This is a genomic window from Stenotrophomonas sp. GW821-FHT09E08 (assembly GCF_059416125.1).
The window spans coordinates 48385-69204 of sequence record NZ_JBWKOO010000013.1 but is presented as its reverse complement, the minus strand read 5'-3'; the positions used below and the strand labels follow the sequence as shown (position 1 = coordinate 69204).

General features: G+C 67.4%; 18 protein-coding genes. 15 read left to right on the top strand and 3 right to left on the bottom strand.

All coding sequences use genetic code 11. The features are described from left to right. Nucleotides 1-4 precede the first annotated feature (4 nt). The 5 genes from trxA (at nt 5) to AC07M7_RS15825 (ending at nt 5582) form a co-directional block, all read left to right on the top strand. The gene (gene trxA, locus AC07M7_RS15845) at nt 5-862 is read left to right on the top strand and encodes a thioredoxin (protein ID WP_046983556.1); all 858 of its coding nucleotides are present in this window, start codon (nt 5-7) and stop codon (nt 860-862) included. 107 nt (nt 863-969) lie between these two features. Next, entirely contained in the window at nt 970-2670 is a 1701-nt protein-coding gene (locus AC07M7_RS15840) for a FecR family protein (protein ID WP_495207825.1), read from the top strand. Beyond that, complete coding sequence (locus AC07M7_RS15835) at nt 2667-4292, top strand: CHASE2 domain-containing protein (protein ID WP_136639641.1); 1626 nt, start codon at nt 2667-2669, stop codon at nt 4290-4292. Before AC07M7_RS15840 ends, AC07M7_RS15835 begins: the two co-directional genes overlap by 4 nt. Before the next feature lie 73 nt (nt 4293-4365). Further along, nucleotides 4366-4818, top strand: coding sequence for a DUF4442 domain-containing protein (locus tag AC07M7_RS15830; protein WP_046983553.1), 453 nt, complete (start codon nt 4366-4368; stop codon nt 4816-4818). A 47-nt stretch (nt 4819-4865) separates the two neighbouring features. Further along, complete coding sequence (locus AC07M7_RS15825; RefSeq protein WP_046983552.1) at nt 4866-5582, top strand: hypothetical protein; 717 nt, start codon at nt 4866-4868, stop codon at nt 5580-5582. A gap of 8 nt (nt 5583-5590) precedes the next feature. On the opposite strand, the gene AC07M7_RS15820 is transcribed toward AC07M7_RS15825, so the two are convergent. Further along, entirely contained in the window at nt 5591-6904 is a 1314-nt protein-coding gene (locus AC07M7_RS15820) for a hypothetical protein (protein WP_295378723.1), read from the bottom strand. Between the two features lie 76 nt (nt 6905-6980). Between AC07M7_RS15820 and AC07M7_RS15815 the strand changes: the two genes are divergently transcribed. From AC07M7_RS15815 to rnfB, 9 genes are all read left to right on the top strand, one after another. After that, nucleotides 6981-7664, top strand: a complete 684-nt coding sequence (locus AC07M7_RS15815; protein ID WP_046983550.1) for a DUF502 domain-containing protein — start codon at nt 6981-6983, stop codon at nt 7662-7664. Continuing rightward, nucleotides 7661-8446: a queuosine precursor transporter gene (locus AC07M7_RS15810; RefSeq protein WP_046983549.1), complete on the top strand. Its 786-nt coding sequence runs from the start codon at nt 7661-7663 to the stop codon at nt 8444-8446. The genes AC07M7_RS15815 and AC07M7_RS15810 overlap by 4 nt, the downstream gene beginning before the upstream one ends. 95 nt (nt 8447-8541) lie before the next feature. Then, a complete protein-coding gene (locus tag AC07M7_RS15805) occupies nt 8542-10482 on the top strand; it encodes a DUF885 domain-containing protein (RefSeq protein ID WP_046983548.1) in 1941 nt (646 codons plus the stop codon). A 16-nt stretch (nt 10483-10498) separates the two neighbouring features. Further along, nucleotides 10499-11569, top strand: a complete 1071-nt coding sequence (locus tag AC07M7_RS15800; RefSeq protein WP_495207824.1) for a serine hydrolase domain-containing protein — start codon at nt 10499-10501, stop codon at nt 11567-11569. Continuing rightward, the gene (gene gloA2, locus AC07M7_RS15795; RefSeq protein WP_495207823.1) at nt 11566-11970 is read left to right on the top strand and encodes an SMU1112c/YaeR family gloxylase I-like metalloprotein; all 405 of its coding nucleotides are present in this window, start codon (nt 11566-11568) and stop codon (nt 11968-11970) included. Before AC07M7_RS15800 ends, gloA2 begins: the two co-directional genes overlap by 4 nt. A 449-nt stretch (nt 11971-12419) precedes the next feature. After that, the gene (locus AC07M7_RS15790) at nt 12420-12863 is read left to right on the top strand and encodes a DUF2147 domain-containing protein (RefSeq protein WP_136640082.1); all 444 of its coding nucleotides are present in this window, start codon (nt 12420-12422) and stop codon (nt 12861-12863) included. A 102-nt stretch (nt 12864-12965) separates the two neighbouring features. Continuing rightward, nucleotides 12966-15047: a methionine--tRNA ligase gene (metG, locus tag AC07M7_RS15785; RefSeq protein WP_495207822.1), complete on the top strand. Its 2082-nt coding sequence runs from the start codon at nt 12966-12968 to the stop codon at nt 15045-15047. Between the two features lie 76 nt (nt 15048-15123). Beyond that, nucleotides 15124-15714, top strand: coding sequence for an HAD family hydrolase (locus tag AC07M7_RS15780; RefSeq protein WP_046985603.1), 591 nt, complete (start codon nt 15124-15126; stop codon nt 15712-15714). 25 nt (nt 15715-15739) lie between these two features. Then, entirely contained in the window at nt 15740-16153 is a 414-nt protein-coding gene (gene rnfB / locus AC07M7_RS15775) for an Rnf electron transport complex subunit RnfB (RefSeq protein ID WP_495207821.1), read from the top strand. Nucleotides 16154-16216: 63 nt separating this feature from the next. Here rnfB and AC07M7_RS15770 read toward each other — a convergent pair whose 3' ends face one another. Further along, entirely contained in the window at nt 16217-16564 is a 348-nt protein-coding gene (locus AC07M7_RS15770) for a RidA family protein (RefSeq protein ID WP_005418155.1), read from the bottom strand. Nucleotides 16565-16756: 192 nt separating this feature from the next. Between AC07M7_RS15770 and mprF the strand changes: the two genes are divergently transcribed. Beyond that, nucleotides 16757-19321 carry a bifunctional lysylphosphatidylglycerol flippase/synthetase MprF gene (mprF, locus tag AC07M7_RS15765; protein WP_046985601.1) on the top strand — a complete coding sequence of 855 codons (2565 nt, stop codon included), beginning with the start codon at nt 16757-16759 and terminating at the stop codon, nt 19319-19321. Nucleotides 19322-19445: 124 nt separating this feature from the next. Here mprF and AC07M7_RS15760 read toward each other — a convergent pair whose 3' ends face one another. Then, nucleotides 19446-20792, bottom strand: coding sequence for a virulence factor family protein (locus AC07M7_RS15760; protein ID WP_253079460.1), 1347 nt, complete (start codon nt 20790-20792; stop codon nt 19446-19448). Nucleotides 20793-20820: the final 28 nt, after the last annotated feature.

Here is a 20820-nt window from a genome sequence, read left to right as displayed (position 1 = left end):
CCCCATGACCGAGACGACCTACGTATTTGACGCCACCACTGCGACTTTCGAGGCCGAAGTCCTGCAGAAGTCGCTGCAGACCCCGGTCCTGGTGGACTTCTGGGCGACCTGGTGCGGGCCCTGCAAGACCCTGGGCCCGATGCTGGAAAAGCTGGCCGCTGAATACAACGGCGCCTTCGAGCTGGCCAAGGTCGATGTCGACGCCGAACAGCAGATCGCCGCCGCTTTCCAGATCCGTTCGGTGCCCACCGTGTTCCTGGTCAAGGGCGGCCAACTGGTGGACGGCTTCCCCGGCGCCATTCCCGAAGGCCAGCTGCGTGAGTTCCTGGCCCAGCACGGTGTGGTACCGGCCGATGCTGGTGACACCCTCACCGAGGACGACGCGCCGCTGGACCCGCAGGCACAGGTGGACGTGCTACGTGCGCAGATCGCCGCCGAGCCGGACAAGGATGAGCTGAAGCTGGACCTGGCCTTGGCCCTGCTGCAGATCGGCGGCGTGGACGAAGCCGGCACGCTGATCGATGGCCTGCCGGCCAACCTGGCCACCGATGATCGCGCCGTGCGTGGCCGCGCCCGCCTGGCATTTGCCGCTGCGTTGAAGGACGCCCCGGCCGCCGAGGTGCTGGAAGCGCGAATTGCCGCCGACGGCAAGGACCTCAAGGCCCGCCACCTGCGCGGCGTGCAGCTGCTGCTTGGCGGCCACGACGAAGCCGCGCTGGAACAGTTCCTGGAAATGCTGCGGATCGACCGTGGTTTCGAGGAAGGGCTGCCGCGCAAAGCGCTGATCGACGCCTTCAATGTGATCTCCGACGAGGACCTGGTCGGGCAGTACCGCCGCCGGATGGCGTCCCTGCTGTTCTGAACGGGAGCCCGCTTCGTTCAGAATCCCTGCACTGAACGCGGGCAATAATGCGCGGGATGGCGGCCGTACGGTCGCCACGATCCGTTCGGGGGGATGAGGTCGGGGCCATGGGGTCTTGCAGCTGCGCCCCCGCATTGCCGGGATTGCCAACTGTGACCTTCGTCCGCTCGCTGTCGTTTGCCATGCGCTTCAAGGGTGCGCTGCTCTGCGCCCTCCTCCTGCTGCCGACCGTGGCTGCGGCCCAGGACTGGAACTACCGGGTCCGCCCCGGCGATACCCTGTGGGACCTTGGTGGCGTTTACCTCAAGCCCTCGGTGCGCTGGCAGCAGCTGCAGCAGCACAACCGCATCGACAACCCCTACCAGTTGCCGCCCGGCCAGCTGCTGCGTTTCCCGATCAGCTGGCTGCGCATCGAACCGGCGCCGGCCCGGGTGCTGTCGGTACGCGGCAAGGTCGAACTGTCCGGCGCCGATGGCAGGGCTACCCGCGCCATTCTGGCCGGCGAGCAGTTGCACATCGGTGACACCATCGAGACCGAAGGCGATTCCAGCGTCACTCTCGAATTTGCCGATGCCTCGCGCCTGCAGTTGCGCGAATATTCCCGTTTGCGCCTGGACCAGCTCAGCCGCTACGGCCACACCGGTATGGTCGACACCCGCCTGCGCCTGCAGCAGGGCCGCGCCAGCAACCGCGTGACGCCAGCCCGCGGTCCTGCGTCGCGTTACATCATCGACGCACCCACCGCGACCAGCAGCGTTCGCGGCACCGTGTTCCGGGTCAGTGCCGGCGACACCCAGCATGTTGCCGCCACTGAAGTCCTGCAGGGCAAGGTACAGGTCGGCAACAGCCATGGCCGGCAGCTGGTCAAGCCTGGCCACGCCAGCCGCAGCAGCAGCGCCGATAGCGCGCCCGATGCGGTCTCCGCCCTGCTGCCTGCGCCGCAGCTGCGCAACGATGAACTGCGCCTGGCGCCGCTGCCGACCCGACTGGCCTGGGAGCCGGTCGACGGCGCCGCGCAGTACCGCGTTGAAGTGGTACAGGCGGCGACACCGGAGATCCTGCTGTTCGCCGCCACCACCACCGACACCCGCCTGTCGATCGGCGACCTGCCACCGGGCCAGCTGCGCATCCTGCTGCGCGCCGTCGATGCCCAGGGCGTGGAAGGCCTCGATGCCAGTGCCGATTTCGAACTCAGCGACCAGCCGCCACCGCCGTTGACGGTCGCACCGCTGCACGGCCAGACGATCAACAGTGACCGCCCGCGTTTCCGCTGGAGCCAGGCCCCCGGCGCGCACAGCAGCGTGCTGCAGATCGCCGCCGAACCGACCTTCCAGCAGCCGTTGCAGGAACAGACCACTCAGAACACCGACCTGCGCCTGGCACAGCCCCTGCCGCCGGGCCAGTACTTCTGGCGGGTGGCCTCGCGCGATGGCAACGACCACCAGGGCCGCTACGGCCAGGCACTGCCGCTGCAACTGAGCAATGAACCGGTCGATCCCGCCCTGCAACCACCCGAAGCCGCGCATGGCGCGCTGACCCTGCGCTGGCAGGCCGGCAGCGAGGGCCAGCGCTACCGGGTGCAGGTGGATCGCCATGGCGACTTCAAGGCGCCGCTCGTCGACGAAACCGTGACCGAGCCGCAGGTCAGCTTCAAGCGGCCGTGGAGCGGCACCCTGCACGTGCGCGTGCAGTACATCGATGACGACGGCCACGCTGGCGAGTATTCCCCTGCCCAGCAGATCAAGCTGCCCTGCCGCCTGTGCTACGGCGCCGGTGGTGGCGCCCTGCTGCTGTGGTTGTTGTTGTGAGGCGGTCGCCGCTTCCATGGTCGAAGCGGATCGTGCTGGCGCTGCTGGCAGGAATACTGACGATCGTGGCCAGCCATGGCCAATGGTTGTGGCGACAGGACGAAGCCGCCTACGACGCCATGGTCGGCAATTGGGATTACCGTCCCGATCCCAGCGTACTGATCGTGGCCATCGACGAGGGCAGCCTGCAGCGCATCGGCCAGTGGCCATGGCCGCGCTCGATCCATGCGCGGTTGCTGGATCGCCTGACCGATGCCGGTGCCGAGCGCGTGGCGCTGGACCTGATGCTGTCCGAACCTGATCGCCGTGACAGCCGCCAGGATGAACAGTTGGCGGCGGCCATCCGGCGCAACGGCAGGGTCGTGCTGCCAGTCCTGGCGGCGCCCGCAGCGGGTGATCGCATGGCCGAGGAAATGCTGCCGATTCCACGGATCGCAGCCAGCGCGGCGGCGATCGGCCATACCGACGTCGAAGTGGATGGCGATGGCGTTGCCCGCGGCGTGTACCTGCACGCAGGCATCGGCCGCGCGCACTGGCCTGCACTCGGGCTGGCGCTGGCCGATCTGCCGCCGGGCGCGGTACGCGGACTGCCCGATCCCGATCCTGGCGTGAACTCGCCCTATCAATGGCGGCGCGACGACTACGTGCGGGTGCGCTACGCCGGCCCACCCGAACGCCTGCCCCAGGTTTCCTACGCCGACGTGCTCGATGGCCACGTGGACATGGCCATGCTGCGCGGCCGTCGCATCGTGGTGGGCATGACCGCCAGCGGCGTCGCACCGCGGCTGCTGACCCCGACTACCCGCGAATTCTGGATGAGTGGCAGCGAGTACCAGGCCAACATCGCTTCGATGCTGCTTCAGCACAAGCAGATCGACCTGCTGCCCCGCCTCTGGCAGCACGCCATCAGCGGCGTGCTGGTGGCACTGTGCGTGATCCTGCTCGGCTTGCGCCTGCCATGGCTGGCTGCGCTGTGCTCGCTGCCGCTGGCGCCGCTGCTGAGCTGGCTGCTGCTGCGCGCCAGCGACCTGTGGTGGGCCCCGGCCAGCGCCATGCTGGGCATCACCCTGGTGCTGCTGGCCTGGGCGACCTGGCGGATTTCGGCCTGGCACCGCCAGGCCAACCGCGACGCGCTGACCGGCCTCGGCAACCGCCTGCGCTTCGAGCAGTCGCTGCAGCAGGAATGCGATGCGGCGCGGCGCAGTGGCAAGCCGCTCAGCTTGGCGCTGATCGACGTCGACCATTTCAAGCGTCACAACGACCGCCACGGCCATCAGGTCGGCGACCGCGTGCTGCGCGATGTCGCGCGCCTGATCGGTGCGCATGCACGGCGCCCGCGCGACATGGCCGCACGCTATGGTGGCGACGAATTCGCGCTGGTGCTGCCGGATACGCCGGCCGAAGGCGCGCGCCTGGTGATCGAAGACCTGATCGCCTGCGTGCGGGCGTTGCCGGCGCCCGGTGAAGGCAGCGACGCCGGCGTCACCCTCACCATCGGCGTGTTCACCCGCGTGCCGGACGGCGAGCTGCAACCGCACGACTTCGTCGAAGGTGCCGACACCGCCCTGTACCAGGCCAAGGCCAATGGCCGCGACGGTTACGTGATCGACGGCGAGGCCTGAACACCGGCCGGGGTGCAACATACGCATGCGAATGGTTAGACTGTAGGCCTCGCCCCGCGCCCCCCGGACCCGCATGAACGCCCGCCTGTTCCGCTTCGGCATCAACCTCTGGCCACCGTTCCTGTTCACCGGCATCCACGTCACCCGGGTCTCGCCGGACTACCGGCAGATCGACGTAGAACTGCGCATGCGGCCCTGGAACCGCAACTACGTCGGCACGCATTTCGGCGGCAGCCTGTTTGCGATGACCGATCCGTTCTGGATGCTTGGCCTGCTGCACATCCTCGGCCGCGACTACTACGTGTGGGACCGTGCCGGTGCGATCGATTTCCTCAAGCCCGGCCGCGGCACCGTACGTACGTCGTTCCGCATCGATGACGCACTGCTGGACGAACTGCGCGCCGAAGCGGCCAGCGGCGACAAAGTGCTGCGCTGGTTCAGCAACGACGTGGTCGATGAAAGCGGCGAAGTGGTCGCACAGGTACGCAAGCAGGTCTACCTGCGGTTGAAACCACACGCACGCTGATCGGCGGCATCGGCGCTATTCTCTGCCTCCCCGCCATGGAGGCTCCGATGCGCCCGTTCGCCCTTGCTGCACTGCTGACCCCGCTGTCCTTCGCCGCCCACGCACTGGATGTGCCACCGGTGCAGTACCCGACGCTGCCGGCGCAGGCGGCCGATGCGGCCGGCTTCGTGCCCAAGGGCTGGACGCTGGAAACCCGACTGGAAGGTGACCTCGACCACGATGGTCGCGCCGACCTGGTGCTGGTGCTGCGCCAGCAGGATCCGCGCAACGTCATCGAGCACGATGGCTTCGGTCCTTCTCCGTATGACAGCAATCCGCGCATTCTCGCCATCGCCTGGTCGCGCCCGTCCGGCTACGTGCTCGCAGCGCAGGACCACAAGCTGATTCCGCGTCCGGAAAGTCCCGTGCTCAGCGATCCGCTCGAAGATGGCGGCGTCAGCATCCAGCGCGGCACGCTGAGGGTGGCGTTGTTTTCGTTCGCCAGCGCAGGCAGCTGGTCGATGGGCACGACCGCGTTCACCTTCCGCTGGCAGAACGGCGCCTTCGCCCTGATCGGCTATGACCGCGATTCGGTGATGCGCAACTCCGGGCAGACCGAGTCGTTGAGCGTCAACTTTTCCACCGGCAAGGTGAAACAGGTTGAAGGCAGCATCGAGACCGATACCGACAGCGTGCGCTGGCAACCGCTGCGCAGCAGTCGGCGCTGGACGCTTGAAACGGTCGGCGATGGCTGGGGATTCGATCCGTTGGTCGGGGCCGGTTGAACCTGCCCTCAATCGCGTGCGGCGGTTGAAGGCGCACCTGCGGCCAGTGGTACCGACAGCCAGGCGCTTTCATCGTTGCTGCGCGGCGGCGAGCGGCGTGGCACCTGCAGGCGGCTGCCATCGGCCGACAGGCGCGGGGTGCGTACCGGCGAGCGGAACTGCGCGGGCAACCGCTGCAGTGCATCGACCGGATCACCGGCCTGCTGGCGCAGCCAGCGTTGTGCACCCAGCAGGCGCAGCATCGCCGCAGCGTCCTGGGTCCGGGACGAATACGCGGGATAGATCGGCGCCGCAATGTCGGTCAATACGCAACCCATGACGTTGGACAGGCAACCGAAATCCCGCTGCGGCGGTGCCTGCACCGGCAACGGTCGATCTGCTTCCAGCGCCGCCATGGCGGTGGCACCACAGGCCCAGCCGAGATTGCCGGCCACGCGTGCCAGGGTGCTGCTGCGGTCCAGCACCAGTACGCCGCCGAATTCGCTCGCCGAGGTTTCAATCGCTGCCCGGCTCATTGCGTACTCCCCCTGTGTCGCGCGGCACAGACTTTGTTCGTCAGCCCGCATCGGCTGCATCGCCTGCTCGCACTCGACCGGCAAGGGATGGTCGGCGGGCAGTTCCACCAGCATGTCGGCCAGCAGCTGGGCGTTGGCCTGGACCAGGCTGGCACCGACGATGCTTTCGACCAGGTAGCTGCCCCCGGGCACCAGCCGACGGCCCAGCTGCAGGCCACGGCAACTGCCGCGCAACGCACCCTCGACGTCGCCCTGCACATAGGCCAGCGCGCGGGCGCTGGTGGCGTCCACCACCAGGCCATAGGTCGGCAACGGGACGAGAATGCCCTCGCCCTTCGGCTGGAATGGGGACACGAAGTGGTCCGCTTCAGCCAGTTGGTCCAGGCGCGTGTGCAACTGCTGGTGCCCGGCGTGGGCGTCCACGAAGCGTTGCGGGTCGGCGCGCACCTGGGCCAGGCAGTTGCTGGCGGTCGGCCCGCAACTGGCACCTGGCCGTGAGTGCAGCTCGGCGTGGCTGGCCGCCAGGTGGGTCTGGCCAATACTGCCGCCCCGCGGGTCGGCCGCCCAGCGCCGCGCGTCCTCGGCCAGCGCCTGCTCACGCTGGCGGGCATCCAGCCCGTCAAACGGAAGCGTCCACAACAGCGCATAGCCATTGCGCCCGGTCGCCGGCAGGCGCGCCTCCAGTCGCTGCTGCGCCAGCACCCTCGATTCGGGCACGGGCCACATGCGCGAGGCGCACCACACCACGATCGCCAGCACCAGCAGGCCGCCCAGGGTCCAGCCCAGTCCGCGCAGGATCTTCAACACAGCTTCCCTTCCATGTGCCGTTGCCGCAGTCGATCACCCAGCGTAATCGACCAGCAGTGACCGCTACAATGCGCGCATGTCGCTCGAAGCCCCCGCCCTGGTCCCCCGCCCCTCCCTGCAGCGCCTGTTTCTCACCGGCCTGCTGACCCTGCTGCCGATCTGGCTGACCTGGGTCGTGGTCAAATTCGTGTTCGTGCTGCTGTCGGGCATTTCCAGCCCGCTGGTGGTGCCATTGTCCGAGCAGATCGCGACAAACTTCCCGCATTATCTCGGTTGGGTCCGTGCCGAGTGGATCCAGGACATCATCGCCCTGCTGGCCACCCTGCTGGTGATCCTGGCGGTGGGCGTGGCCAGCCGCCGCGTGCTCGGCCAGCGCCTGCTGCGCTGGGTCGGCGCGGTCATCAAGCGCATTCCACTGGCCAGCATCATCTACGACAGCGCCAAGAAGCTGCTGGACATGCTGCAGACCGAGCCGGGCAGCACCCAGCGCGTGGTGCTGATCGACTTCCCGCACCGCGACATGAAGTCGGTCGGCCTGGTGACCCGGGTCATCAAGGAACACGGCACCGATCGTGAGCTGGCCGCGGTATACGTGCCGACCACGCCGAACCCGACCTCGGGCTATCTGGAGATCGTGCCGGTCGAGCTGCTGACCCCGACCGACTGGACCGTGGACCAGGCGATGAGCTTCATCATCTCCGGCGGCGCGGTTGCCCCGCCCACCGTGCCGTTCACCCGCGCCGGCGATCGCGCCGAATGACCGCGGCGCCATTCGAGCGCCCGCTGCAGGATCGTGCGGTCCTGTTGTTCATCGTGCTGGCCGCGTTCTTCTGCGGCAACGCGGTGCTGGCCGAGCTGATCGGGGTGAAGATCTTCGCCCTCGAAGACACGCTCGGCATCGATCCGCTGAACTGGAACCTGTTCGGCCAGACCGGCTCGCTCAGCTTCACCGCCGGGACCCTGTTGTGGCCGGTGGTGTTCATCATGACCGACACCATCAACGAGTTCTTCGGCAAGCGCGGCGTGCGCTTCATCTCGTGGCTGGCGGTGGTGCTGATCGGCTACGGTTTCCTGTTCGCCTTCGCAGCGATCTCGCTGGCACCGGCCAGCTGGTGGGTAACGTCGATGAACGGCTACGGCGTGCCCGACTACCAGGCCGCGTTCGCTGCGGTGTTCGGCCAGGGCATGTGGACCATCGCCGGCTCGCTGGTGGCCTTCCTGCTCGGCCAGCTGATCGACGTGGCGGTGTTCCACCGCATCCGCCAGGCTACCGGTGAGCGCCACGTGTGGCTGCGTGCGACCGGCTCGACCGCGATCTCGCAGGTGGTGGACAGCTTCGTGGTGATCTGGATCGCCTTCGTGCTGGGCCCGCAACACTGGCCGACCTCGCTGTTCCTGGCAGTCGCCAGCGTCAACTACGTGTACAAGATGGGCTTTGCGATTGCCCTGATTCCGTTGCTGTACCTGATGCGGCGGGCTATCACCCGCTATCTGGGCGCCGATCGCGCCGCCGCACTGCGTGCCGCCGCCGCGGCTGACTGAAGCCCCAGCGCCACCAAGCTGACTGCGCCTTCACGCTGGCCGTACGCGCGCGGATCGTGCAAGCTCCACGGTCTGTGTTCCACGGAAGCTTCTTGATGCCGTATTCCCCCCGCGCCCTGGCCGCCGCCATTGCCGCGTTGTTCCTGTTCAGTGCCGTGCCGTCGGCCGAAGCAGCGAAGAAGAAGGCCAGCCGCCCTGCCGCCGCGCAGACTCGCCAGGCCGCCAAGCCCAAGGCCAGGCCCGCCCGCGCCACCGCGCCGGCCCGTGGCAGTTCGGCGCGCCGCGCTGCGCCACGTCCCGTCGCACCGGCCCGCGCCGTGCCCAAGCAGGTGCAGCTGGAGCGCCTGTACGACGAGTACTGGGATGCCTCGATGCGGTTGAATCCGCTGCAGGCCACCTTCCAGGGCGAGACCCGCTACAACGACCAGCTGCCCAACATCCTGTCCCCCACCTGGCGCCAGCAGTCGCACGACTTCACTACCGAATGGCTGGGCAAGGTCGAGAAACTCGGCAATGACGGCCTGCAGGGCCAGGACCTGCTCAGCTACGAGATCTTCGTGCGCGATGCGCGCGCCTCGCTGGCCGCCGAGCGTTACCCGAGCTGGATGATGCCGATCAGCCAGTACTACAACGTCGGCAGCATCATGGCGATCCTCGGTTCCGGTGCCGGCGCGCAGCCGTTCAATACCGCGCAGGACTACGACACCTGGTCGCGCCGCTCGCTGGGCATTCCCGAGCTGTTCGACCAGGCCATCGACAACATGCGGCAGGGCGTGAAGGCCGGCGTGGTGCAGCCGCGCGACCTGATGGAGAAGGTTATTCCGCAGTTGGATGCAGTGATCAAGCCAACCGCTGAGGAGAGCATCTTCTGGTCGCCGATCCGCACCATGCCGAACACCATCGCAGCCGAGGACAAGGCGCGTATCAGTGCTGAGTACAAGCGCATGATCGAACTGCGCATCATGCCGGCCTACCGTGCCCTGCGCGGCTTCATCGCCACCGAGTACCTGCCGGCCACCCGCGCCAGCAGCGGCTTGGGCGCATTGCCCGATGGCCAGGCCTGGTATGCCAACCTGATCGTGCAGACCACCGCCAGCGACCAGACCGCCGCGCAGCTGCACGCGCTGGGCGAGCAGCGCGTGCAGGAGCTGCAGGCTCAGATCGCCACGGTGATGAAGGACGCCAAGCTGCGCGGTACGCCGTCCAAGCTGCTGCGCAGCATGCGCAACGACCGCCAGTTCCAGTACGGCGACGCCAATGCGTTGATCAACCGCTATCGCCAGGTGCAGCAGCAGGTCAACGCGCGCCTGCCACAGGTGCTGGACACCCTGCCCAAGTCCACACTGGAAATACGCGCGGTGGAGCCCGAGCGTGCACTCACCTCCGCTGCGGCGGCCTACCAGCCGTCGCCGGCCGGGCAACCAGGCCTGCTGTACGTCAACACCCGAGACCTGCCCAGCCGCAAGCGTTGGAGCGTGCCGGTGCAGTACCTGCATGAAGCCATTCCCGGCCACCACGTGCAGCTGGGCCTGCAGCAGGAACTTGCCAAGCTGCCGCGCTTCCGCCGCCTGGGTGGCGACCTTGCCTTCGTCGAAGGCTGGGGCCTGTACGCGGAAACCCTGGGCGAGGATCTCGGCATCTACACCGACCCTTATGACCGCATCGGTTATCTGTACTCGCGCCTGCTGCGCGCCGCGCGCGTAGTGGCCGACACCGGTGTGAACGCGCAGGGCTGGAGCAAGCAACAGGCCGTGGCCTACCTGCAGAAGACCGTGGACATGAGCAGCGATGACGCCAACGCCGAAGTCGAGCGGATCATGGCCCAGCCCGGCCAGGCGCTGTCCAACGTGGCCGGCCTGACCACCATCGTGGCCCTGCGCGACAAGGCCAAGGCACGGCAGGGCGCAGCCTTCGACCTGCGACGTTTCCACGCCGAACTGCTGAAGGACGGCTCGATGCCATTGGACGTACTGAGCCGCAAGATGGAACGCTGGATGGCGCAGCCGGCCAGCACCACGCCCACGCCTTCGCCCTGACCCCTCTGGAGCCGTCATGCGCCCTGCCGTCGCCCTGTTCGCTGCCGTGCTGGGCCTGCTGCCTCTGGCGGGCGCCGCCGCACCGGTGCTGACCCCACCGGATACGGGCATCGACGGCCTGATGCAGGCCTACGACGGCCAGGTGCCCGGCGCCGCCGTGCTGGTGCTGCACGACGGCAAACCGGTGTTCCGCCGCGGCTATGGCCTGGCGGTGGTGGAAGACCGCACCGCAGTCACTCCGGCCAGCAACTTCCGGCTGGCCTCGGTCAGCAAGCAGTTCACCGCCGCGGCTGTGCTGCTGCTGGTGGAGGATGGCCGGCTTGGGCTCGACCAGCCGGCCCGACGTTGGCTGCCGGAGCTGCCCCCGGTGGCGGCGGACATCACGATCCGCCAACTGCTCTCGCACACCAGTGGCCTGCTCGATTACGAAGACCTGATGGACCCGGCCGGCACCCGCCAGGTGCACGATGCCGATGTGCTGGCCCTGCTGTCGCGCGCGGACCGCTTGAACTTCGCACCCGGCACGCAATACCGCTACAGCAACAGTGGCTACGCGCTGCTGGCGCTGATCGTCGGCCGCGCCTCCGGCCAGGATTTCGTGGGCTTCCTGCAACAGCGGATCTTCCGCCCGCTGGGCATGGCCCATACCGTGGCCCACCAGGACGGCGTCGATGTGGTGGCTCAGCGCGCCTATGGTTACAGCGAGCTGGACGGCCACTGGCAACGCACCGACCAGAGCACCACCAGCGCCGTGCTGGGTGATGGCGGCATCTATTCCTCGCTGGATGACCTCGCCCGCTGGGATGCCGCGCTGTATGACGACCGCCTGCTGTCGAAGGCCTCGCGCCGCGCGATGTTCAGCCCGGCCACGTCGACGCCCGAAGCCGACGTGCCGCACTACGGCTTCGGCTGGCGCCTGAACGGGCCGGTGCAATGGCACAGCGGCGAGAGCATCGGATTCCGCAACGTGATCGTGCGCCATCCGGAAAAGCACCTGACCGTGATCGTGCTGAGCAACCGCAACGACCCCGAACCCTATCCGCTGGCGCAGAAGATTGCCCAGCGCTGGCTGGACACCCTGCAATGAGCGATGACGCCTGCGCCCTGCTGGGCATCCACCACGCCGCACTGATCTGCAGCGACTACGCGTGCTCGAAAGACTTCTACGTGCGCATCCTCGGCCTGCGCGTGCTGGCCGAGAACCACCGCAGCGCGCGCGACTCCTGGAAGCTGGACCTGGCACTGCCCGACGGCAGCCAGCTGGAACTGTTCTCCTTCCCTTCCCCGCCGCCCCGTCCCAGCCGCCCGGAAGCCCAGGGCCTGCGTCACCTCGCATTCCGCGTCGCCATGCTGGAACCCTTCATCGAGCGCCTGGCCGCGCATGGCATAGCCTGCGAACCGATCCGCGTGGACGAATACACCGGCCGCCGCTTCACCTTCTTCGCCGACCCCGACGACCTGCCGCTGGAGCTGTACGAAGTCGGTTGAGCGTGTGTGTCGGGGTCAGATCCCTTTTCCAATGGAAAAGGGATCTGACCCCGCCGCCGCCACGGAAAGTTCCATCAACACATGGCGTGGATTTACCGTGTCGACCAAGGTCGACACCCACCAAGAGCAGGCAATGCCATTCCAACCGATCGCGGAACCTGTCGAAGGCGGGGTGGGTCCGGTTGCGGGGGTGTCCGCGGCATGGATGCCGCGGCCAAGCCCCCACGGATGGGTTTACGGCGTCCCCCGCCACCGGACCCACCCCGCCACCGCACGGAATGCACGCTGTTGCCGTTGCCGTTGCCGTTGCCGTTGCCGTTGCTGTTGCCGTTGCGGGTGCGGGTGCCGGGTGCAACCCGGCCAAAGCCCCCCCTTCCCCATACCCCGCCGAATGGGTATACAGTCGAACCATACCGGCACCGTGCCGGAATGAACCCTGGGAGGGGACCATGCGCAAGACCTTCAAGACCCTGCTGCTGGCACTGCCGCTGTGCCTGGCCGCCCTGTCGGCGCAGGCCGCCGACAGCGCCGCCGGCCGCTGGAAGACCATCGACGACAAGACCGGCAAAGTGAAGTCGATCGTCGAGATCACCCAGGCCGCCAATGGCACGCTGTCCGGCAAGGTGGTCGACATCCTGCACTCGGACAAGGGCCCGAACCCGGTCTGCGACGGCTGTGAAGGTGCCAACAAGAACAAGCCGGTGAAGGGCATGACCATCCTCTGGAACCTGAAGGCCGACGGCGCCAACAAGTGGTCCGGCGGCACCATCCTCGACCCGGCCAACGGCAAGACCTACAAGTCGAAGATGGAGCTGCAGGCCGGCGGCACCAAGCTGGACGTGTCCGGCTGCATCGCCTTCATCTGCCGCGCGCAGACCTGGCAGCGCGAGTAAGCGCCACGTCCCCCGCTTCACACCCGTGACCCGGCCCCGGCCGGGTCACCTCGTTGCGGGCATGCGATACTCTGCGGTTCCCCTCGGCTGCACCCCGCGACCATGACCCGTACCGCGCTCGTCACCACCGCCCTGCCCTACGCCAACGGCCCGCTGCACCTGGGCCACCTGGTCGGCTACATCCAGGCCGATATCTGGGTACGCGCGCGGCGAATGAGCGGCGGCAAGGCCTGGTTCGTCTGCGCCGACGACACCCACGGCACGCCGATCATGCTGGCCGCGGAAAAGGCCGGGGTCACCCCGGAAACCTTCATCGCCAACATCCAGGCCAGCCACGAACGTGACTTCGCCGCCTTCGGCGTGGCCTTCGACCATTACGACTCGACCAATTCGGCAGCCAACAAGGCACTGACCGAGCAGTTCTACCTGAAGCTGGAAGCAGCCGGCCACATCAGTCGCCGCTCGGTGGCGCAGTTCTACGACCCGGCCAAGGGAATGTTCCTGCCCGACCGCTACGTGAAGGGCATCTGCCCGAATTGCGGCAGCGCCGACCAGTACGGCGACAACTGCGAAGTCTGCGGCGCCACCTATGCGCCGACCGACCTGAAGGAGCCGCGCTCGGTCATCTCTGGCGCCACACCGGAAATGCGCGATTCGGAGCATTTCTTCTTCGAGGTCGGCCACTTCGATGCGTTCCTGCGCGAATGGCTGGCCGGCGATGTCGCCCTGCCGGGCGTGAAGGCCAAGCTGGGTGAGTGGCTCAATGCCGAAGGTGGCCTGCGCGCGTGGGACATCTCGCGCGATGCGCCGTATTTCGGCTTCGAGATTCCCGGCCAGCCGGGCAAGTACTTCTACGTCTGGCTGGACGCACCGATCGGCTACCTGTCCAGCTTCCAGACCATGTGCGGCAGGATCGGCGAAGACTTCGAGGCGCACCTGCGCGCCGACACCAGCACCGAGCTGCACCACTTCCTCGGCAAGGACATCGTCAACTTCCACGGCCTGTTCTGGCCGGCGGTGCTGCATGGCACCGGCCACCGCGCGCCAACCCGCCTGCACGTCAACGGCTACCTGACCGTGGACGGTGCCAAGATGAGCAAATCGCGCGGCACCTTCGTAATGGCGCGTACGTTCCTCGATGCCGGCCTGGAACCGGAAGCGCTGCGTTATTACTTCGCGGCGAAGTCCGGTGGCGGCGTCGACGACCTCGACCTGAACCTGGGTGACTTCATCGCGCGCGTCAATGCGGACCTGGTCGGCAAGTTCGTCAACCTCGCCAGCCGCTGTGCCGGTTTCATCAGCAAGCGTTTCGACGGCCTGCTGGCTGCGCAGCTGCCCGACGCGGCCCAGTACCAGCGCTTCGTCGATGGCCTGGCACCGATCCGAGAAGCGTACGAGCGCAACGACCCGGCCGCCGCCATCCGCCTGACCATGACGCTGGCCGACGAAGCCAACCGCTATATCGATGATGTAAAGCCGTGGGTGATCGCCAAGCAGGAAGGCGCCGATGCGCAGCTGCAGGCCGTGTGCAGCCAGGGCCTGAACCTGTTCCGCGTGCTGGTCACCGCACTCAAGCCGGTGTTGCCGGCCACCGCCGCACAGGCCGAAACCTTCCTGGCCGCACAGGTGAACGACTGGACCGAACTGGCGCAGCCGCTGCTGGGCCATCGCATCGCCGATTACACCCCGCTGTTCACCCGTATCGACCCGAAGAAGATTGACGCCATGATCGACGCCTCCAAGGACACCCTGCAGACCACCACCGCTGCAGCCCCCACCGCCAAGAGCGAAGCTGCCAAGCCCGCCGCGCCTGTCGCCGCCAAACCCGAAGCGAACAACGCCGATGCACCGGCCACGATCGGCATCGACGACTTCGCCAAGCTCGATCTGCGCATTGGCAAGGTGCTGGCGTGCGAGTTCGTGGAAGGTTCGGACAAGCTGCTGCGCTTCGAACTGGACGCCGGCGAACTGGGCAAGCGCCAGATCTTCTCCGGCATACGCGGCAGCTATGGCGAGCCGGAAAAGCTGGTCGGCCGCAGCGTGGTGTTCATCGCCAATCTGGCCCCGCGCAAGATGCGCTTCGGCCTGAGCGAAGGCATGATCCTGTCGGCCGGTTTCGACGGCGGCGCACTGGCGCTGCTGGACGCCGACAGCGGCGCACAGCCGGGCATGCCGGTCCGCTGATGCCCGCTGCGGGCGTGGCCTATGGCCGCGCCCGCCGGCACCGGCCCGGGGAAGCAACGCGATGGGAGGCAACGCAATGGAACTGGCGCTGTTCGACTTCGACCACACCGTGACCACCTGCGATACCTATGGCCGCTTCCTGCGCCGCGTCGCCACGGCCGAACAGCTGGCACAGGCATGGTGGAAGATCGGCCCGTGGCTGGCTGCGTACAAGCTGAAGCTGATCTCGGCAGAACGCATCCGCGCACGCGTCACCCGCCTGGCCTTCAGCGACCGTCATAGCGATGACATCACCACGCTGGCAGCCGGTTTCTCGCGTGATGTGCTGCCCGAAGTGGTGCGGCCGGAGATGCTGGAGCAGATCCGCTGGCACAAGGAACAGCAGCACACCGTGGTGATCGTGTCCGGTTCGCTGGATCTGTACCTGAAGCCGTGGTGCGAACAGCTGGGCCTGCAGTTGATCTGCAACCGGCTGGAAAGCCAGGACGGCCGCCTGACCGGCCGTTATGCGGGCGGCGACTGCGGCCCGCGCAAGGTCGAGCACATCCGCCGCCAGTTCGATCTGTCGCGCTACGTACGCATCCATGCCTACGGTGACAGTTCCGAAGACAAACCGATGCTGGCGCTGGCGCACGAGCGCTGGTTCCGTGGCAAACCCCTGAAGTAACCCCAACGCGCAGCCTTCGCCACGCATGAGCCTGACCCCGCCCTTGACCGAACGCCTCGACCGCCTGCTGCCGCAGACCCAATGCGGGCAATGCGGCTACGACGGCTGCCGCCCGTATGCGCAGGCGATGGCACGTGGCGAAGCCGGCGTGGACCGCTGCCCACCCGGAGGCGACGCAGGCGCGCGGGCGTTGGCGCAGGTGCTGGGTGTGCCTGCGGCTGCGTTCGACCGCACGCGCGGCGAACACAAGGCGCCGCAGGTGGCATTGATCGTGGAAGCCGACTGCATCGGCTGCACCAAGTGCATCCAGGCCTGCCCGGTGGATGCCATTGTCGGCGGTGCCAAGTACATGCACACGGTGATCGCCAATCTGTGCACCGGCTGCGAGCTCTGCATCCCGCCGTGCCCGGTGGACTGCATCGAGCTGGTGCAGCTGTAACGGGGTCTGCAGCAGGGGTCAGATCCGTTTTCCAACGGAGAGGGATCTGACCCCGTAAAAGGGTTATGGCACGGCCGCCGTCACCACGATCTCGACCTTCCACTCGGCGTGGGCCAGCTTGGCTTCGAACGTTGCGCGGGCCGGCGTTGCACCCTCGACCACCCACTCGTCCCACGCCTTGTTCATGCCATCGAAATCGGCGATGTCGGCGAGGAAGACTTCCGCACGCAGCACGTGCTGGCGATCACTGGCCACCAGCGCCAGCAGCTTGTCGATCTCGGCCAGCACCTGCCGGGTCTGCCCGGTGATGTCCTGGCTGGTGTCTTCCGGAATCTGGCCGGAGAGATAGGCGACCTTGTTGTACACGGTCATTTCGGACATGCGCGGTCCGACGTCGTAACGCTCCATCATGGGCGTGGCTCCTGCGGGTGATCAGGCCTGCATTGTCCTCCAAACCAGCCAACGGTGGGTGCATGGACGCTTTCCACGCAATGCCACTACCGGCCTACGACAGTTCTGCTGGTCAAATGCCAGCGACAGGCGCACGATGCGCCACGCCCGCGTTGACACCGCCCTCGCCCCTGCTGCCGCACCCTTGCGCCGATGACCGCCCCCTCCGATTCCATCGCTCCCCCTTCCACGCCCACCTGGAAGCGGGTGGCCACCATCGTCATCCCGCTGCTGATCCTAGCACTGGCCCTGCATGGCCTGGCCGGTGAGTTCGACGAGCATGGCTACCGTGCCATCCGCCAGGCCTTCCGCCAGCTCAGCGGTACCCAGATCGCGCTTACCGTGGTACTCGGCCTGGCCAGCTATGCCTGCCTGATCGGCTTCGACGCCATCGGCCTGCGCCGCAGCGGCATCCGCGTGCATCCGGCGCGCATCGGCATCACGGCCTTCCTCGCGCACACCCTCGGCCAGACCGTGGGCTTTGCCGCACTGACCGGCGGCGCCGTGCGCCTGCGCGGCTACCGCAGCGCCGGCCTGGACCTGGCGCAGATCGGCCAGGTGGTGCTGATGAGTACGCTCGGTTTCGTGTTCGGTGCGTGGCTGTTGATCAGCGTGGCGTTGTGCATGGAGCCTGCAGCGGCGGCATTGGCGTTGCCGTTGAATCCAGACGCGGTGCGCGTGGTCGGCGTGGCCGCCCTGCTCGCATTTGTGGGCACCGTGTTGCTGGTCGGCCGCGAGGGACGGCAGTTCAGCGTGTTCGGCCATGCACTCTGGTTGCCCGACCGCCGCACCATGCTGGGTGTCACCGTACTCAGCGTCATCGAGCTGGTGCTGGCCAGTGCTGCGTTCTATGTGCTGCTGCCCGACTCCACGCCCACCGGCCTGCCCGGCTTCGTCGGCCTGTACCTGGTGGCGGTGCTGGCCGGCCTGGTCTCGACCGTGCCGGCGGGCCTGGGCGTGTTCGAGTGGAGCCTGCTGAAGCTGCTGCCACAGGTAGCCCCGGCAGCGGTGCTGGCCGCAGCGCTGATCTACCGCGTCACCTACTACGTGCTGCCACTACTGCTGGCCACCCTGCTTGCCCTCGCGCCCGCGCTGCGGCAACCGCTGCAGGCCAGTGCCGGGGCAACCCGTGCCGGCTGGAACGCGCTGCGCCCATGGCTGCCGCAGATCATCGCGCTGGCGGTGTTCAGCATCGGTGCCGCGCTGGTCATTGACGGCACGCTGCCAACACCACGTCGTCATCTGGTCGGCGCCTCGCTGCCGATCCTGGAAACCTCGCACCTGATCGGCAGTCTCAGCGGTGTCGCCCTGCTGCTGATCGGACAAGGCCTGGCCAGGCGCAGCCACGCCGCGTGGATGCTGGCGATGGCGGTGTGCGTGATCACCCCGTTGCCGTTATGGCTGCGCGGTGGCCAGCTGCTGATCGCGGTTTCTGCGCTGCTGGTGGCGATGGCGCTGTGGGCCGCACGCCGCGAGTTCTACCGCCAGGGCGCACTGCTCGATGAAGCCTGGTCATGGCCATGGCTGCGCAACCTCGGCCTGGTGCTGGTGGCGGTCACCTGGCTGCTGTTCTTCACCTACAGCCACGTCGAGTACCAGAACGAGCTGTGGTGGCAGTTCGCAGTGTCGGGCAATGCACCGCGCGCACTGCGTGCGTTGCTGGTGGTCGCGATCGCGCTGGTGATGTTCGGCCTGGCGCGATTGCTGCACAGCACGCGCAGCCCACTGCAACCCGCCGACGAGGCTACGTTGCAGTCACTGGCACCCGTGCTGGCTGGCGCCACTGATACCCAGGCCTGTCTGGTCCTGACTGCCGACAAGGCGGTTCTGCGTGATGAGGCCAAGCAGGGCTTCGTGATGATGCAGCGCTATGGCGGTTCGCTGATCGCGATGGGCGATCCGGTCGGTCCGCCGGACGTGGCGCGCGCCTTGATCTGGCGCTTCCGCGAGGAAGCCGACCGGCTCGGGCTGCGGCCGGTGTTCTACCAGGTCGGTGAAACCTATTGGCAGACCTATCTCGACCTCGGCCTGGGACTGGTCAAGCTGGGCGAAGAAGCGATGGTGCCGCTGCATGATTTCGGGCTGGAGGGACGCGAGCGTGCCGACCTGCGCCAGGCCTGGAACCGCGGCAAGCGCAGCGGCCTGTCCTTCCGCGTGGCATCGGTGGAAGAGATCCCAAGCCTGCTGCCGCGCCTGCACGCGATCTCCAACGCATGGTTGGAAGACAAGGCCGGCGACGAGAAGGGCTTCTCGCTCGGTAGTTACGACCCGGATTACCTGGTCCGCTTCCCGGTGGCACTGGTCGAAGCCGAGGGCCAGATCGTGGCCTTCGCCAACCTGTGGCAGGCACCGGCCGGTGCCGAGCTGTCGGTGGACCTGATGCGCCACGTCAACGAGGCTCCGAAGGGCACGATGGACTTCCTCTTCATCGAGCTGTTCCTGTGGGGCCGCGCACAAGGTTATGCGCGTTTCTCGCTGGGCATGGCGCCGTTGTCCGGGCTGGCCCAGCATCGACTGGCCGGGCGCTGGAACCGGCTGGCCGGCCTGCTGGCACGACACGGCGAGCGCTTCTACGGGTTCAGTGGCCTGCGCCGCTTCAAGTCCAAGTTCGACCCGCAATGGCGGCCGCGTTATCTGGCCGCACCCGGTGGCATGCACCTGCCCGCCGCGCTGCTCGATGCCACGCGGCTGATCTCGCTGGACCCACGGCGGAATTGAGGCCGCGATCCGCCGGGCATGGCCCGGCGCTACTTGCCACCCGGCAGGTGTCGACCTTGGTCGACACGCTCATCCCCAAGGCCCCTCAGCCCCAGCGCCGATCAAGGTCAGTATCTACCAAGCGCTACATACCACCCTTCAGGATCACTTCGGCGAGGCGGTCATAATCGCCACCGAAATGGTGATCGCCGGGCAGCTTTACCTTCTTCACGCCATCATTGGCCGGCAGATCCGGGCACAGTGTGTCTTCGTCCTTGTCGCCATACACGCACACGGTCTTGGCTGCCGGCAACCTGGCCACTTCCGGTGCGATCGGCAGGCCGTCGCCACCACCGCCCAGCCAGTTGCTGACGTGGAACTCGAAGTCGGCCTTCTTCCCGACCGACAGCAGCACGATACGATCCAGCGAGTCGCGCGTACTGGCATCGAGCTGGTTGATGGTGGCCGGCAGTACGTCGGCGCCCTGCGAGAAGCCGATCAGCATCACCTTGTCGCGATGCCACTGGGTGCGGTAGTGGTCGATGATCTTCTGCAGGTCACCGGCAAAGCCCTTCGGCGTGCGCTCGCTCCAGAAGTAGCGCAGCGAATCGATGCCGACTACTGCCACGCCCTGCTCGTTGAGCGCAGACGCAACGTCCTTGTCCAGGCCGGCCCAGCCGCCGTCACCGGAGACGAACACCGCCAGCGTGTCACCGTTGCCGGAGGCCGGCACTTCCACTACTGGCAACCCCTTCAGCACAGCTGGTGGCGGGGCCAGGCTGATGCCCGCCTGTGCGCCAATCACCCGCGCCGCAGCCACCAGGCCCGGTGATGCATCACCACGCGTGGTGCGCTTGAACTCGCGCGCCATCGCGACCTGCTGCACGAACGCGCTGGCCTGGCCGACCTTGCAGCCGCGGTCGCCAGCCGCGCTCAACCACGGGAAATTCAGTTCGGCCGGTTGCAGCGCGTTGTGCTTGACCCCATCGCCGCAGACCATGCGCTGATGGTTGTGGTCCGGGCAGAAGCCAGTGGTCAGCAGGCCGGCGAACACCTGGGTGTCGGCCTGCGCCGCCAGCGTGTAGGCCATCTCGGCACCTTCGCCATCGCCGCCGACCAGCGGCAGGTGGTAGCCGGGCAGATGCAGGGAGGCCTGCAGCCAGCGCGAGAAATTCTCCACATCGCCGGAGCCGAACGAACAGGTCGGATCACCTTCGCGCTTGAGCACCCCGCGCAGGTGCGCGATGTCCACCGCCGCAACCAGCGCGCCGTCTGCACGCAGGGCCTCGATCGGCAGGCGGCTGGTGTCGCCACCAGCGGCGGGCTCATGGAACCAGATCACCACACGCTGCGGCGTGCCGGCCGGCATGTGCACCGGGATCTGCTCGAAGCGCCCATGACTGAACTGCTGTGCGGTGACCGCCGCTGTCGCCGGCAGTGCAGCCAGCGCCAGTACCACTCCCATTGCCCTGCCCAGCCCTGCATGCTTCATGTCGCAACCCCGGTGGAATGCGCACACG